Here is a 14936-nt window from a genome sequence, read left to right on the forward strand (position 1 = left end):
TTGTCGGGATTGCTCACGCTCCGGCCTTCTGGAACAAGGCGTAGAACAGACCGTCATGATCCTGCCCGGCGCCACTTCGAGGAAGCAGTTGGCCCGGCGCGTCGAGACGGACCGCACCGTGGCGCGCCGCGAAGGCGGCGGCCTGCGCTTCCGATTCCTGCGGCCAGAGCGAACATGTCACGAACAGCAATTTACCATCGGGCCGCAGCATCTGCCAAAGATTGTCGAGTATTTTGCCGGAAAGTGTTGCAAGTTGGTGGGTGTCACTCTTGCGTCGTAACCAGCGGATATCCGGGTGACGGCGGACGATGCCGGACGCCGTGCACGGCACGTCGGCGAGGATACGATCGTATTGACGGCCATCCCACCAATCCGTCGCTTCCGCCGCCCCCGCCTTGACGGTCGCGGACAGCCCCAGGCGCTGCAGGTTCTGGTCCACGCGCACGAGGCGGCGCGCGTCGGCATCCAGCGCCGTCAGGTCGACGTCGGCCGTCTCCAGGATGTGTCCGCTCTTGCCGCCCGGCGCCGCGCACGCATCCAGCACGCGCATGCCGTCGTGGAGGTCGAGCAGCGGCGCGGCCAGCTGGGCACCGGCATCCTGCACGGACACGAGGCCGTCGGCAAAGCCGGGGACCTGCGCCACGTTCACGGCCTGCGCCAGGCGCACGGCGCTTGGCCCCACCTGCTCCGCGCGCATGCCGGCAGCAAGCAGCGTCTTCAGATAGGTGTCGACGTCCGTCTTGCGGCGGTTGACGCGCAGGGTCAGCGGCGGCTGGCGGTTGCCCGCCTGGAGGATCGCCTGCCAGTCGTCCGGGTACGCCGTACGCACCGAGTCGATCCACCATTGCGGGTAATTCCACTGGGCGACCTGGTCGCGCAGCGCGGCGCCGACCAGTTGCTCGCGCTCGCGCAGGAAGCGGCGCAGCACGGCGTTCACCATCGCCCTCGCGTGCGCGAAATCCGGATGGGCGGAGCTGGCGAAGACGGCCTGGTCGACGACCGTGAAGGCTTCATAAGGCGGCTCGCTGCCTTCGGGCGGGTCGAGCAGCGCCAACGCGCATTCCAGCAGGCCGGCCAACATGGCGGGCTCGGGCGCCTTGCTCGTCATCAGGCTCAGCAGGATCTCGTTGCGCCCCAGCTGGCGCATGGCGCGGTAGGCGATGTCCTGGATGGCGCCGCGTGCCTGCGGCGGGGCGTCATACGCCTGGAACACCTCGGCCAGCGCGTGGGGGAGCGCGGTGCCGGCACGCACGCGCGCAAGGCTGCTCGCCGCGCCCAGCAGGGCGAACGCGAGGGAATCGGTGCGCAGGTCGGGACTGTAATCGAGCTGGACGTGGGCCTTGACCTCGTGGCTGTGACGCAGGCGCGCGCCCTCGTCCTTGGGACGGGACGACGCGTAGCCAGCGTCGCGCGGGGCCGGCTCGACCTGTTGCGGGCCGCGCGGCGGCGTGCCGCCGGGGCCGCGCGGGGCGGTCTGCCCCTTGCCAGGTGCGCCACCCGGCCGGGCCGGGCCGGCCTTTTTGCCGCCGTTGCGGCCGCCGGCCTTGGGTTTGAGAGTGAGCGTCGGGCGCTTTTCGGTCATGGCAAATCGATCAATGCATAAAGACGCTCATTGTAACGGTTACGCGTTGCGCAGGCTTAAGCGAGGCTTGTGCCCGTGTCCCCGGATGGTTTGCGCGTTGCGGCAAACCAGTATAATGATCGCTTAGCCTGCCGGTGGCACCGCCACCGCGCCGCACCGACCACGCCGCACCGACCATTATTTTTTCGACCACAGTTCATGCTCGCCCAACAAAAACAAGAGATCGTTGCCCTGTTCCAGGCCGCATTGGCCCCCATTGTCGCCGGCAGCGACCTCAGCCCTAACGTCGTCCTGGAGCGCCCGCGCGATCCGTCGCACGGCGACATCGCCTGCAACATCGCCATGCAGCTGGCCAAGCCGCTGAAAACGAACCCGCGCGACCTGGCCACCCGCCTGGTCGCCGCGCTGCTGGCCGATCCGAAGGCGGCGGGTCTCGTGGAATCGGCCGACGTGGCCGGCCCGGGCTTCATCAACCTGCGCGTGGCAGCCAGCGCCAAGCAGTCGGTCGTGAAGACCGTCCTGCAGCAGGGCGACGCCTTCGGCCGCGGCGACTCGGGCCATGACCACCACGTGATCATCGAATTCGTGTCCGCCAACCCGACCGGCCCCCTGCACGTGGGCCACGGCCGCCAGGCGGCACTGGGCGACGCGCTGTCGTCGCTGTTCGAATCGCAGGGCCACCAGGTCACGCGCGAGTTCTATTACAACGACGCCGGCGTGCAGATCCTGACCCTGGCCAACTCGGTCCAGGCCCGTGCGCGCGGTTTCCGTCCGGGCGATATCGAATGGCCGGAATCGGCCTACAACGGCGATTACATCCAGGACATCGCCGACGATTTCCTCGCGAAGAAGACCGTGTCGGCCAGCGACGGCCAGCCCGCCACCGCCAGCGGCGACACGAACGACATCGAATCGATCCGCCGCTTCGCCGTCACCTACCTGCGCAACGAGCAGGACCAGGATTTACAAGCGTTCGGGGTCAGGTTCGACAACTATTATCTCGAGTCCTCGCTGTACACGGACGGCAAGGTCGAGGCGGCCGTGCAGGCCCTGGTCGACGCCGGCGTGACGTACGAGCAGGACGGCGCGCTGTGGCTCAAGACGACGGACTACGGCGACGACAAGGACCGCGTGATGCGCAAGTCCGACGGCACCTACACGTACTTCGTGCCGGACGTGGCGTACCACATCCAGAAATTCAAGCGCGGCTTCGACCAGGCCATCAACATCCAGGGCAGCGACCACCACGGCACCATCGCCCGCGTGCGCGCCGGCCTGCAGGCCGTGAACATCGGCATCCCGCAGGGCTATCCCGACTACGTGCTGCACAAGATGGTCACCGTCATGAAGAACGGCGAGGAGGTCAAGATCTCCAAGCGCGCCGGTTCGTACGTGACGGTGCGCGACCTGATCGAATGGTCGGGCAACGGCGACGTGACCCGCGGCCGCGACGCCGTGCGCTTCTTCCTCATCTCGCGCAAGGCCGACACGGAATTCGTGTTCGACGTCGACGTCGCCCTCGCCACCAACGACGAGAACCCCGTCTACTACGTGCAGTACGCCCACGCGCGCATCTGCTCGGCCCTCGCGAACTGGGGCGGCGACGTGGCGCAACTGGCCAACGTCGATCTCTCCCCGCTGACGAATGCGCACGAATCCGGCCTGCTGGCCAAGCTGTCGTCGTACCCGGAGATGCTGCAGCGCGCGCTCGTCGAGCTGGGCCCGCACCAGGTCGCGTTCTACCTGCGCGAACTGGCCGGCGAACTGCACAGCTATTACTTCGCGCACAAGTGGCTGCTCGACGACGACGAGCCGACCAAGCTCGCGCGCCTCGCGCTGGCGGCCGCCATCCGCCAGGTGCTGCGCAACGGCCTGGCCCTGATCGGCGTCTCGGCGCCGGAGAAAATGTAAGCGTTTTAACCATACCGTACTACATGACCGCTTTCCGTAATCGCTCGCAATCCTCCTTCACGCGCCAGCGGGGCAGTACGCTCACTGGCCTCATCATCGGCCTGATCGTCGGTCTGGGCATCGCGGTCGCGGTCGCGCTGACGATCACCAAGGGCGCCTCGCCGTTCACCGACAAGACGGTCAAGGCGGGCCGCCCGGCCGATCCGGCGCCAGGCCAGGCCCAGGACCCGAACAAGCCGATGTACGCCAACCGCGACGCCGCGCGCGTGGCGAACAAGGAGATCACGGAAAAGGCGGCCGCGCGTTCCGGCGGCACCGATGCCGCACCGGCACCGAGCGCCAAGCCGGCCGACGTCGATCCGCTGGGCCAGGCGATCGCCGCGATGAAAGAGCCGGCACCGGCCAGGGTCGAGCCGAAGCCGGAGACGCGCGTCGCATCGGCGGCCCCCGCGGCACCGGCAGCCGCCCCTGCCGCCGCCGCCGCCGGCGAGTACATCTACTATCTGCAGGCGGGCGCGTTCCGCGACCTGTCGGATGCGGAAGCGACCCGCGCCAGGCTCGCGCTGCTCGGCTTCGAAGCGGCGATCAGCGACCGCACGAGCGACAGCGGCGTGCTGCACCGCGTGCGCCTCGGCCCGTACAACCAGGTCGAAGCCATGAACAAGGCGCGTGCCAAGCTGCTCGACAGCGGCGTCGACGTCGCCATCGTGCGTAACCAACGATAAGGGGTCGCGATGTCTCTGACGCGCCGTCTGTTCTGCACCGCCCTCCTCGGCCTCGCGGCCGGATCCGCCACGCTGTCGGCATCGGCCGCCGAGCCGCAGGCAGGGTCGCAATACCTCGTGCTGCCTTCCGTGCAGCCGACCGATACCGGCGCAAGAGTCGAAGTCATCGAGTTCTTCGCCTACTACTGCCCGCACTGCTACGCGTTCGAACCCGCGCTCGAAGCGTGGGTCAGGAAGCAGGGCGACAACATCGTGTTCAAGCGCGTCCACATCCAGGGCGGCGCCAGCGTGCTGCCGCAGCAGCGCCTGTTCTACACGCTGGATGCGATGGGCCTGCTGAACCAGTACCACCAGAAGGTGTTCGACGCCATGCACCAGCAGCACCTGCGCCTGTCCAGCGACGAGCAGGTGTTCGACTGGGTGGCGCAAAATGGCATCGACCGCGCGAAGTTCGTCGACACGTACCGCTCGTTTGGCATCCAGGCGAAGCTGCGCCGCGCTGGCGCGATGATGGATTCGTATGGCGTGGACCGCTGGCCGCTCGTCGTCGTCGACGGCCGCTTCGTCACGTCGCCGTCGCACGCGGGCGCGGGCGCGCCCGAGGGCACGACGGAAGCCCAGCAACAGCAGGCGGCCCTGCAGGTGATGGACTTCCTCGTCGCGAAAGCGAAAGCGGACAGGAAATGACCGCGGCGCGGAGCCGCCGGCTGCGCGTATTCATCACGGGCGCGTCCAGCGGCATCGGTGCCGCCCTGGCGCGCGAGTACGCGGCGCGCGGCGCCGTCCTCGGCCTGCTGGGCCGCCGCGCGGATGCCCTGCACGCGCTGCCCTTCTCCGCCGGTCACCACATCTACACCGTCGACGTGACGGACCATGCGGCACTGGCTGCGGCCGCCTTTGATTTCATCGCGCGTGAAGGCGGCGCCGACATCGTCATCGCCAGCGCCGGGGTCTCGGCCGGGACGCTGACGGAACGGCCCGACGACCTGTCCCAGTTCGCCCGCATCTTCGCCATCAACGTGACGGCCACCGTCGCCACGTTCGCGCCGTTCGTCGAGACGATGAAACGCAGGGAAGCCAAGGACCGCGGCCCGCGCCGCCTCGTCGCCATCGGCAGCGTGGCCGGCATCCGCGGCATGAAAGGGGCCGGCGCGTACTGCGCGTCGAAGTCCGCCGTGCACACCTATGCGGAATCGCTCCGCCTCGAATTGCAACCCCACGGTATCCGGGTCGTGACCATCGCGCCCGGCTACATCGACACACCGATGACCCGCCAGAACCGTTTTCCCATGCCCTTCCTGATGCCCGTGGACCGCTTCGCGGCCGCGGCCGCCCGCGCCATCGACGCCGGCACGAGCTACCGCGTGATCCCGTGGCCGATGGGCGTCGTCGCCAAGGTCCTGCGCCTGCTGCCCAACGTCCTGTTCGACGCGCTGTTCGCGCACGCGCCGACCAAGTCCGGCAAGGCGGCGCCATGAACGCCGACCGCATCATGGCGCTGTCGCGCGCCGGCGTCGCCGTCGAGGTGGTGGCGGAAACGGGATCGACGAATGCCGACCTGCTGGCGCGCGCGCCGCGGCTGACGGCACCCGTGCTGCTCGTCGCCGAACACCAAACGGCGGGACGCGGCCGCGCGGGCCGCAGCTGGCTGTCCGAACCGGGTCACTCGCTGACGTTCTCGCTCGCGTGGCGCTTCGCCGGGGGGCTGCGCGGCCTGGCCGGCCTGCCGCTCGCGATCGGTGTCGCGCTGGCGGAAACGCTCGGCCAACTCGGCCAGAGCGTGCAGCTGAAATGGCCGAACGACGTGCTCAAGGACGGCGACAAGCTGGCCGGGATCCTCGTCGAGACGCAGGTGGCGGCGGACGGCGCCGCGTGGACCATCGTCGGCATCGGCGTGAACCTCGTGATGCCGGACGCACTCGAAGACAGGATCGGCCGCAGCGCCGCCGCGATGCCGTGGCTCGCGCGCATGGACCGCGACGAGCTGATGGCCATGCTGCTCGACGGCCTGGCCGAGGCGCTGGCGCTGTTCGCGCACGCCGGGTTCGCCGCCTTCGTCGCGCGCTGGAATACGCTGCACGCGTGGCAGGGCCGGCCGGTCGTCCTGCTCGACCGTGGCGAGGTGCGGCACGAGGGCCTTGCCGCCGGCGTGGACGACACGGGGCGGCTGCTGCTCGACACCGCGGCCGGCCGGGTGACGATCGTGGCGGGCGACGTGTCGCTGCGCACGAAGGATTGATGTCCGGGAGGTCAAATGCTGCTGCTCGTCGATGCTGGAAACACGAGGATCAAATGGGCCATCGCGGCCCCTGACGCCGCGCCGGGCGACTGGACCGCGCATGGCGCCGTGCCGCATGCGGAACTGGAGCGCCTGCAGGCCGCGTGGGCGGGCCAGGGTCTTGCGCGCGCGATCGTCTCGAACGTGGCGGGGCACGCGATGGCCGCCCAGCTGACGGCCCTGCTCGCCCCGCTGCTGCCCGCGCCGCCCACATGGTTCACGTCGCGGGCTGAACTGAAAGGCATGCGCAACCGCTACCGCAATGCCACGCAGCTGGGCAGCGACCGCTTCGCCGCCGCCCTCGGCGCACGCTGCGTCGCCCCCGGCAAGAACCTCGTCGTGGCCACGTGCGGCACGGCGACGACGGTGGACGCCGTCAGCGCCGCCGGCGACTTCCTCGGCGGGATGATCCTGCCGGGCCTGGGCCTGATGCTGGGCGCGCTGGCACGCGGCACGGCCCAGCTGCCGCAGGTCGCGCCGGGTGCCTCTCCGCCGACCTTCGCGGACCACACGAGCGACGCCATCCTGTCCGGCTGCCTGGCCGCGCAGGCCGGCGCGATCGAACGCGCCTGCGCGGCGCTGCCGGCCGACCTGTGCATCGTCTCCGGCGGCGCGGCGGCCAGCGTGGCCCCGCTCCTGTCCGTCCCGCACTGGATGCTGGATAATATTGTGTTGGTGGGCCTGCATGCGGCCGCACCCTTCCTTGCTACCGACTCCGCTCCCGCTTGAGGACATGCTCGTGCTACGACTCGCCTTCTGGTCCCTGCTGTTCCTGAACGCCGCCCTGTTCGCGTATGCCCAAGGCCTGCTCGGCACGGCCAGGAGCAACGAGCACGAACCGACGCGCCTGAAGCGCCAGTTCAACACGGCCAAGATGACCCTGCTGACGCGCGACCAGGCCGAGGCCGCCGCGAAGGCTGCGGCGCCGCCGGCCGGTGGCGATGCGGCGGACGTCACGCCGTCGGCAAGCGCTGCGGCAAGCGCGCCCGCACCTGCCGGCGCGCCGCCGGCCCCGGCCTTCGCGTGCACGGAAATCGGTCCGTTCAATTCCACCGACGCCCGCCGCTTCGAAACGCGCCTGGCCGCGCTGGACCTCGGCGACCGCCAGTCGCGCCAGACCATCCAGGCCCAGGACGTCAGCAGCTGGCTCGTGCACATCCCGACGCAAGGCAGCAAGGAATCGGCCGACCGCAAGGCCGCCGAACTACGCAACCTGGGCGTGACCAATTTCTACGTCTTGCAGGGCGACTCGCCCTTGAAATACGCGATCTCGCTGGGCGTGTTCAAGACCGAGAGCGGCGCCCAGGCGATGCTCGCGCAACTGGGCAAGCAGGGCGTGCACTCGGCGCGCATCGCACCGCGCGGGCCGCAAACGACTCACTACGTCTACCGCGTACGCAGCCTCGATGCCGCGACCCGCAAGCGCATCGAAGGCTATGCCGAGCGTTATGACGGAGCGGACGTCAAGAGCTGCGGGTAAGCGCGGACGCATCGCGGGATGACTGTCCCGCCTGCTCGCCCCCCAGCACCTTCACCGCCCGCTCGAGCGTCTTGATCTTTTCCCGCATTGCCGACAGGTTGCGCAGCAGCGCCGCGTTGCGTTCCCATTCCGCATTCGGCGCCATCGGATAAAACCCCGTGTAGCGCCCCGGTGCCGTGATCGAGTTCGGCACCAGCGTGCCGGCCGTGACGTGGACGTTGTCGACGATGTCGATGTGGCCGTTGATCATCGCGGCGCCGCCGAACGTGCAGTGCCGGCCGATGTTGGCGCTGCCCGCGACGCCCACGCAGCCGGCCATCGCCGTGTGCGCGCCGATGCGGCAGTTGTGGCCGATCTGGATCAGGTTGTCGAGTTTTACGCCGTCTTCGATCACCGTGTCGTCCAGCGCGCCGCGGTCGACCGCCGTGTTCGAGCCGATGTCGACGTCGTCGCCGATGACGACGCGGCCCGTCTGCGGAATCTTGATGTAGACGCCGCCGTCCACCGCGAAGCCGAAGCCGTCGCCCCCGATCACGGCGCCGGAGTGGACGATGCCGCGCGCGCCGATGACGCAGCGCGCGTGGAAGGTCACGTTGGCGAAGAAATGCGTGCCCTCGCCCACGCTGGCGTCGCGGCCGATGTAGCAGCCCGCGTCGATCACGGCGCCGGGCCCGATGGCCGCGCCCTCCTCCACCGTGACGTGCGGACCGAGAAAGGCAGTCGGGTCCACGCGCGCGCCCGGGTGCACGGCGGCTGTCGGGTGGATGCCCGGCACGGGCGTATGTCCGGGCGCGCACAGGTATTGCGCCGTGCGCGCGAAATACGCGTACGGGTTGTTCGTGACGATGCGCGCGCCGGCGTACGTGGCCGCAACCGCCGGCTCGTCGAGCGGCGCCAGGATCAGCGCCGCCGCGCGGCTGTGCGCGGCCACGGCGCGCAGCCGGCTGTTACTGAGAAAGCTGATGTCCGTGGCGCCCGCGCGGTCCAGCGGGGCGATGCGCGCCACTTCGATGTCCGGGTCGCCTTCCAGCCGGCCGCCGAAGCGCGTGACCAGCTCCACGAGTCGTGCCCCCATCCCCTGCCTCCTGTCGCGTCGTTGCGTCGATATGCGGTTCGACAGGGACGCCAGGCCGGCAGTTCCGGACCCTAGGGGGAAAACGGAAGCGGTGTGAGCTACCGCAAAAGAAAAAGCCCCGCTTGCAACCGGCGCGTTGCATGCCGGTCGAAAGCGGGGACAGGGGACGTAGAAGGTACTGCCGCGCGGTCAGAACTTGCCGCGGATGCCCAGCTGGAAGGTGCGGCCCGGATCGAACGACGTGAACTGTGCGTTCGGGAACTGGAAGTAGCCTTCGCGCTTGGCCTTGTTCAGGTTGACGATGTCGAACGTGATCGTCGGCCAGTTGTCGCGGTTCAGCACTTCTTCCAGGTCCACGCTGGACGAGAAGTCGGCCTGCTTGTACGAGCGGCCGTACAGTGCCGCCAGCGTCACGCCGCTCTGGTTCGCGTTGGCGCTCTGGCTCCCCTGCTGGTACTGGTGCGAGATGCGCGCCATGTAGCCGTGGTTCTCGTAGTAGAAGCCGAAGTTGTTGCTCTTCTTCGGCACGTTCAGCGCCACGAAGCCGTTGGTGCCCTCGCCGCTCGCGCTCTGGTTGATCAGGGTCGCGGTCTCGCTGAAGCCGAAGCCCTTGATCGGCAGCAGCTTGTCGAGCGGCTGGACCCAGCCGATCTCGAGGCCGCGCACGGTCAGGATGCCGCCGGCGTTGCGTTCCTGGCTCATCACGACGGTGGCCACGTCCGGACCGCCGCGCGAGTTGATCGCCACCTGCTGCGTCGGGATCAGGTTGTTGTACGTGATGCCGTAGGCGGCCAGGGCGGAGAACGGCATCGTCAGGTTGTCGATGACGGTGAAGCCCTTCACCTTTTTCTGGAACACGGTCAGGCTCACATAGCCTTCGCGGCCGGTGTACCAGTCGATGCCCAGGTCGATGTTGTTCGACAGGTAGGGCTTCAGTTCCGGGCTGCCGATCGTGCCGACGTCGGCCGACGTGCCGCTGAAGTTGATGCCCGGACGCAGCGAGTTCGGATTCGCACGGGTCATCGTCTTCGACGCCGCGATGCGGGCCACGATGTCGCTGCGCAGCGTGATGGCCGCGGTGGCCGACGGCAGCGTGTTGTTGTAGGTCGTGTCCTGATAGACCCACTCGGTCTGGTTCGGGTACTTCGAACCGTTCAGCGTCAGGTTGGCGTTGCGCGGGTCGCTGAACGAGTTCAGGGAGCCCACTTCCTGCTTGGTGCGGACATAGCGTACGCCGGCGTTGTAGCGGACCGGGAAGCTGAACAGCTTGGTTTCGCCGTTGAGCTCGGTGTAGAAGCCGGTGGAGCGCTCGCGCACATAACCCGAGCTGGCGCCCGTCGACGAGCTCGTGGAATCCGGCGCGCTCGAGTTGTATGCGTCGTAGTTCGAATCCTTGCGGAAGCGGTCCCAGTCGACGACGAGGCGGTCGTGCGGGCCCTGCACCAGGTAGGAGGCCAGCTTGTTCAGCGGGATCAGCGAACCCTGGTAAGTAAGCGGTGCCGTCTGGCCGGCCGTGTAGCCGGTGCCGTAGCCCGGGTACAGCGCGGCGGCGCTGGCGCCCGGCGTGCTGGCGCCGTCGCACGGCGGCGCGCCGTTCGGTCCCTGGATGAAGACGCTCGGGTTGTTGCCGCAGACGGCGGCCTGCCACGCGGCCGAGTTGTCCTGGCCACGGATGCGGCGGTCGATGTCGTCGTAGGCGAGACCGGCCTTGACGCTCAGCTTCGAATCGCCCCACGTCAGGTCGGTGTGGAAGCCCTTCGTGCTCGTTTCGCGCAGCTCGTTCTGGATGTTGACGCGGCCGCCGGCCCAGACGAAGTTCGCCGGGTCGTTGACGTCCTTGTTGAACGAAATGCTCGGCACGCCGCCGTTGTTCTGGAACGTGGTGACGAGGCCGCTGCCGGCTGCCGTGATCGGCATGATGGTCGGTGCTTCGTGCGAGAACGTCGACTTGGTGGCGTTGGCCTGGGCTTCCAGTTTCAGGGTCGGGGTGATCTTCCACTCCATGCCCGGGTTGATGCCCTTCAGGTCGGTACGGTCGCGGCGCGGGCCGAATTCGATGAAGTAGGTCGAGTTGGCGTACGTGCCCGACGTGACCGTGCAACCCGTGGTGCAGTCGCTCTTGTCGACCTGCATGTTCAGCGGGATCGCTGCATTGTTGCGGACCGCCCAGGTGTAGGCGATGCGCTGCATGTCGTCGTCCTTCTTGCTGTACAGCGTGTCGACGTAGAAGTGCAGGTTTTCCAGCGGACGCCATTCGGCGCTGAGGATGGCCGAGCCCTTGTCGCGCGTGCCGAAGTAATCCATGAAGCGGCCCAGGCGCGGCACGAGGGCGTTGTCGATCTGGTCGATCGTCAGGCCCGGGTTGTGCGCCAGCAGGAACGCCTGGTCGATCGGCGTGCCCGCCACGAGGCCGGCACCGGCGCCGGCCGGAACGGTGGCCGGGATCGTCCAGTTGCCGCCGCCGGTGCTGTTGCGGGTCGGCGAGGAGCTCTGGGCTGCCGTCAGGTTCGGGTTCGTCAGGCCGACGGTCTCGTAACCGGTCGTGCGCGACTTCTGGCGGTTGACGGCGATGCCGGCCAGGATACCGAACTTGTCGCCCCAGGTCTTGCTGGCCACGATGGAGCCGCGGCCGCCGACGCCGTCGGCGATTTGCTGCTTCTGCGCCGTGCCGCTGTACGAAACGTGGGTGCCCGGGTTGTCGAACGGGCGCGCGCTGCGCATGTTGACGACGCCGGCGGCGCCGCCTTCGATCAGGCCGGCCGTCGGGCTCTTGCTGACGGTCAGCTTGGTGAACAGGTCGGTCGGCAGCAGGTCGAGGTCGACTTCGCGGTTGGTGCTCGCGCCGTCGATCGGGCCGGACGACGCCACGGCGATCTGCGCATTGTTCAGCAGGATCTTGGTGAAGCTCGACCCCAGGCCGCGGATCTGGATGTTCATGCCCTCGCCCGTCACGTCGCGGGCGATTTGCACACCCGGCACGCGGCTCAGCGATTCAGCGATATTCTTGTCGGGGAATTTACCGATGTCTTCGGCGCTGATGGTGTCCTGGAAACCAACGGACTCCTTTTTATCCTTCGCCGACGAAAGCAGACTGGCGCGGTAGCCGGTCACCTTGACGACGGCGGTATCGGCCTGGACGGCCGGCGCGGCCTGGGCCGGCGCCGCGGTATCTTGCGCATATGCTTGCTGGATAAGGCCTGCGAGCACGCTCAGGCCAAGCACGACTTGCCGGCGCTGGCGGCGCCGTTGTACGGACTTCTCGATCATTGCTGTCTCCTGTGTTTTTCTATGCCTGGGACGTCCCGACGGGCCGTCTTTATGGCTGGCAAAATCAGTGTAGGAGCACAATGTTAACGGTGTCAATCCCGCAAACATAAATGTTATGCGCAAACATCGGCAGGAACTTTGCATTTATCAGGCAGTTTTCGATAAATTGCCTTTTTATGTTTGGGAAGATCACGAATTGCGTGCGCAAAAAATGGTAGCGCATAGCAAAACCAAGAACGTTGTAGATGTCTGACATCTGATGATAAAACATGCAGAAAGCATTGCTTTAGGCCATTCCCGCACAAAAATACAGCATGTGACATGAGAAATTGTCGGGATTACGGGAAGAACTGCCATGGACATTGATCAGACGTTTGATGTCTATGGAAGCTGGGCAGTAGACGCGCGCGGCCTACCCTGCCGCTCAGCGCCGTACGACGATGGGTTTCAGGCCGAGTCCAGCCGGCAGCGCACGCGCCGCTTCCTGCGCGAGGGCGCGGGATTCGAAGGGGCCGCCGTACAGGCGGTTGACGCTGCCCGAACGGACGACTTCGACCGCCAGGTCGACGCCGGCCTGCTTGAGCTTTTCACCCATTTCCTCGGCCTTGCCGTAGCGTCCGTAAGCGCCCAGTTGCAGATAGAAACCTGGCGCCAACGCAGCCTTGTCGGCCGAGGCCGAAGCCGCTGTCGAGGCCGAAGCCGCTGTCGAGGCGGCAGGCGCCTGTGCGCGCGCGACGGCGGCGCTGTCCATGTCGACACGGTCTTCCAGCATGAGGGCGGCGATGGCGGGCGGTGCCGGCACGGCCTGCGCCTCGGATGCGGCGGCGCGGCGCGCGGACGCGAGCTGCATCACGTCGCCCGGGAACAGACGCTCGACCTGGACCTGGTGGCTGCCCTTCCCCAGCAGCCCCAGCTTGAGGGCGGCCGTGTACGAGACGTCGATCACGCGGTCGGAGTGGAACGGTCCGCGGTCGTTGATGCGCACGACGACGGACTTGCCGCTCTCCAGGCTCGTGACGCGCGCGTACGAGGGAATCGGCAGGGTCGGGTGCGCGGCCGTCATCTTGTACATGTCGTAGGCTTCGCCCGACGACGTGCGCTGGCCGTGGAACTTGACGCCATACCAGCTGGCCACGCCGCGCTGGGTGAACGGTTCGTCGTTGATGAGCGGGGTGTAGGTCTGGCCGAACACGGAGTACGGCTTGTTGGCGAACTTGGCGTAGGGCTCGTACTTGACGACGGCGTCGGGGGTGTCCAGCAGGCCCGGCGGCGGATTCGCGCCGGGGCCGTCGTCCTGGTAGTAGCCGCCGCGGCCGGAACCGGCCGGCGGCAGGTTCGGAAGCTTCGGATCCACGCGGGTGACCTTGTGCTTCCACGGCAGGGGGATCAGGCTTTTGTGTTCGCCGTTCTGGTCCGTGGTACTGCACCCCGCCATCATTGCCAACATCGCAATGACCGCTGGGAGCGACCTCGGAACGGCCTTCGCGTTCTCTTGCATATCAGGTCTGCACCAGTTTGCGGTGTCGTTGAATACTCATCAATATACCACTGCAGAGGCCCAAAGTAATCAGCGCGGTTCCGCCATAGCTCATGAAAGGAAGCGGAACTCCGACCACGGGCAGGATGCCGCTGACCATGCCCATGTTGACAAAGGCATACACAAAAAACATCATCGCGACCGATCCGCCCAGCAGGCGCGTGAACAGGTTCGGTGCATTGGCCGCGATCATCATCGCGCGCCCGATCAGCAGCAGGTACAGGAACAGCAACACGAGATTGCCGACCAGACCAAACTCTTCGGAATATACCGAAAAAATGAAGTCGGTGGTACGTTCCGGAATGAATTCCAGATACGCTTGCGTCCCCTTCATATAGCCTTTGCCGGTCAAGCCGCCCGAGCCGATCGCGATGGTCGACTGGATGATGTGGAAACCCTTGCCGAGCGGATCGGACGTGGGATCGATCAGCGTCATCACGCGTTCGCGCTGGTAGTCGTGCATCATCGACCACGCCACCGGCAGGCCCGCGCAGCCGGCCGCGAACAGCGCGCCGAGCGCCTTCCACGACAGGCCGGCCAGGAAGATCACGAAGAAGCCGGAGCCGCCCACGAGCAGCGCCGTGCCGAGGTCGGGCTGCTTGGCGATGAGGCCGAATGGTATCAGGAGCAGCAAGGCCGCCACCGCGAACGACTTCCAGTTGAGGATGCCCGCCCGGGTCTGGAAATACCAGGCCAGCATCAGCGGCGTGGCGATCTTCATGATCTCGGACGGCTGGATGTCCACGCCCACGTGCAGCCAGCGCCGCGCGCCCTTCTTGATGATGCCGACGGTCGCCACCGCGAGCAGCAGCGCGACGCCGAACGTATAGACCGGCACGGCGAGGCGCAGCAGGGTCTGCGGGGGGACGATCGCGGCGGCCCACATGAACACGAAGGCCGCGATGATGTTGCGGATCTGGCCTTCCAGGCGGCCGGGGAAGTCGTGGCCGGCCGAGGACAGCGTGACGAGGCCCGTGCACAGCAGCAGGAACAGGATCAGCGACAGGGCCGGATCGAAGACGGTGAAATACGGTTTGAGGCGCCGGCTGAGCGAGCGGCGTTCGGGAAAATGCGCCATGGT

12 protein-coding genes are annotated in these 14936 nt (G+C 67.4%); 7 read left to right on the top strand and 5 right to left on the bottom strand.

Going from position 1 to position 14936, the window contains the following annotated elements; all coding sequences use genetic code 11:
* Window positions 1–13 precede the first annotated feature (13 nt).
* Complete coding sequence (gene rsmB, locus ACL58G_RS31800) at window positions 14–1582, bottom strand: 16S rRNA (cytosine(967)-C(5))-methyltransferase RsmB (protein ID WP_440964527.1); 1569 nt, start codon at window positions 1580–1582, stop codon at window positions 14–16.
* A 198-nt stretch (window positions 1583–1780) separates the two neighbouring features.
* Here rsmB and argS point away from each other — a divergent pair, with 198 nt between their 5' ends.
* From argS to ACL58G_RS31835, 7 genes are read left to right on the top strand one after another with little or no spacing between them, the layout of a single operon-like run.
* Window positions 1781–3493: an arginine--tRNA ligase gene (gene argS, locus ACL58G_RS31805; protein WP_413386638.1), complete on the top strand. Its 1713-nt coding sequence runs from the start codon at window positions 1781–1783 to the stop codon at window positions 3491–3493.
* A gap of 23 nt (window positions 3494–3516) precedes the next feature.
* A complete protein-coding gene (locus tag ACL58G_RS31810) occupies window positions 3517–4218 on the top strand; it encodes an SPOR domain-containing protein (protein ID WP_440964528.1) in 702 nt (233 codons plus the stop codon).
* 9 nt (window positions 4219–4227) lie between these two features.
* Complete coding sequence (locus tag ACL58G_RS31815; RefSeq protein WP_413386634.1) at window positions 4228–4905, top strand: thiol:disulfide interchange protein DsbA/DsbL; 678 nt, start codon at window positions 4228–4230, stop codon at window positions 4903–4905.
* Window positions 4902–5696, top strand: coding sequence for an SDR family oxidoreductase (locus tag ACL58G_RS31820; protein WP_440964529.1), 795 nt, complete (start codon window positions 4902–4904; stop codon window positions 5694–5696). Before ACL58G_RS31815 ends, ACL58G_RS31820 begins: the two co-directional genes overlap by 4 nt.
* Window positions 5693–6457 carry a biotin--[acetyl-CoA-carboxylase] ligase gene (locus ACL58G_RS31825; RefSeq protein ID WP_440964530.1) on the top strand — a complete coding sequence of 255 codons (765 nt, stop codon included), beginning with the start codon at window positions 5693–5695 and terminating at the stop codon, window positions 6455–6457. The genes ACL58G_RS31820 and ACL58G_RS31825 overlap by 4 nt, the downstream gene beginning before the upstream one ends.
* Before the next feature lie 15 nt (window positions 6458–6472).
* Complete coding sequence (locus ACL58G_RS31830) at window positions 6473–7225, top strand: type III pantothenate kinase (protein WP_413386628.1); 753 nt, start codon at window positions 6473–6475, stop codon at window positions 7223–7225.
* A 10-nt stretch (window positions 7226–7235) separates the two neighbouring features.
* Window positions 7236–7976 (top strand): SPOR domain-containing protein, encoded by a 741-nt coding sequence (locus ACL58G_RS31835; RefSeq protein WP_440964531.1) that lies wholly within the window; start codon window positions 7236–7238, stop codon window positions 7974–7976.
* Here the strand turns inward: ACL58G_RS31835 and lpxD are convergent.
* The 4 genes from lpxD to rodA form a co-directional block, all read right to left on the bottom strand.
* A complete protein-coding gene (gene lpxD / locus ACL58G_RS31840) occupies window positions 7960–9051 on the bottom strand; it encodes a UDP-3-O-(3-hydroxymyristoyl)glucosamine N-acyltransferase (protein WP_413386624.1) in 1092 nt (363 codons plus the stop codon). The genes ACL58G_RS31835 and lpxD overlap by 17 nt on opposite strands.
* A gap of 189 nt (window positions 9052–9240) precedes the next feature.
* Window positions 9241–12318: a TonB-dependent receptor gene (locus ACL58G_RS31845; protein ID WP_440964532.1), complete on the bottom strand. Its 3078-nt coding sequence runs from the start codon at window positions 12316–12318 to the stop codon at window positions 9241–9243.
* 424 nt (window positions 12319–12742) lie between these two features.
* On the bottom strand, window positions 12743–13765 hold the full coding sequence (locus ACL58G_RS31850) for a septal ring lytic transglycosylase RlpA family protein (protein WP_440964533.1): 1023 nt from the start codon (window positions 13763–13765) through the stop codon (window positions 12743–12745).
* 52 nt (window positions 13766–13817) lie between these two features.
* Window positions 13818–14933 carry a rod shape-determining protein RodA gene (gene rodA / locus ACL58G_RS31855; protein WP_413386618.1) on the bottom strand — a complete coding sequence of 372 codons (1116 nt, stop codon included), beginning with the start codon at window positions 14931–14933 and terminating at the stop codon, window positions 13818–13820.
* Window positions 14934–14936 lie beyond the last annotated feature (3 nt).

Source organism: Massilia sp. GER05, from assembly GCF_052056005.1.
Taxonomy (GTDB): Bacteria; Pseudomonadota; Gammaproteobacteria; order Burkholderiales; family Burkholderiaceae_D; genus Telluria; species Telluria orientalis.

Excerpts from the sequence above, each read along its gene's own strand:
- ACL58G_RS31845 (WP_440964532.1), bottom strand. The coding sequence starts at position 12,318 with ATGATCGAGAAGTCCGTACAACGGCGCCGCCAGCGCCGGCAAGTCGTG.
- ACL58G_RS31825 (WP_440964530.1), top strand. The coding sequence starts at position 5,693 with ATGAACGCCGACCGCATCATGGCGCTGTCGCGCGCCGGCGTCGCCGTC.
- ACL58G_RS31810 (WP_440964528.1), top strand. The coding sequence starts at position 3,517 with ATGACCGCTTTCCGTAATCGCTCGCAATCCTCCTTCACGCGCCAGCGG.
- ACL58G_RS31815 (WP_413386634.1), top strand. The coding sequence starts at position 4,228 with ATGTCTCTGACGCGCCGTCTGTTCTGCACCGCCCTCCTCGGCCTCGCG.
- argS (WP_413386638.1), top strand. The coding sequence starts at position 1,781 with ATGCTCGCCCAACAAAAACAAGAGATCGTTGCCCTGTTCCAGGCCGCA.
- ACL58G_RS31820 (WP_440964529.1), top strand. The coding sequence starts at position 4,902 with ATGACCGCGGCGCGGAGCCGCCGGCTGCGCGTATTCATCACGGGCGCG.
- ACL58G_RS31850 (WP_440964533.1), bottom strand. The coding sequence starts at position 13,765 with ATGTTGGCAATGATGGCGGGGTGCAGTACCACGGACCAGAACGGCGAA.
- lpxD (WP_413386624.1), bottom strand. The coding sequence starts at position 9,051 with ATGGGGGCACGACTCGTGGAGCTGGTCACGCGCTTCGGCGGCCGGCTG.
- rodA (WP_413386618.1), bottom strand. The coding sequence starts at position 14,933 with ATGGCGCATTTTCCCGAACGCCGCTCGCTCAGCCGGCGCCTCAAACCG.
- ACL58G_RS31830 (WP_413386628.1), top strand. The coding sequence starts at position 6,473 with ATGCTGCTGCTCGTCGATGCTGGAAACACGAGGATCAAATGGGCCATC.
- rsmB (WP_440964527.1), bottom strand. The coding sequence starts at position 1,582 with ATGACCGAAAAGCGCCCGACGCTCACTCTCAAACCCAAGGCCGGCGGC.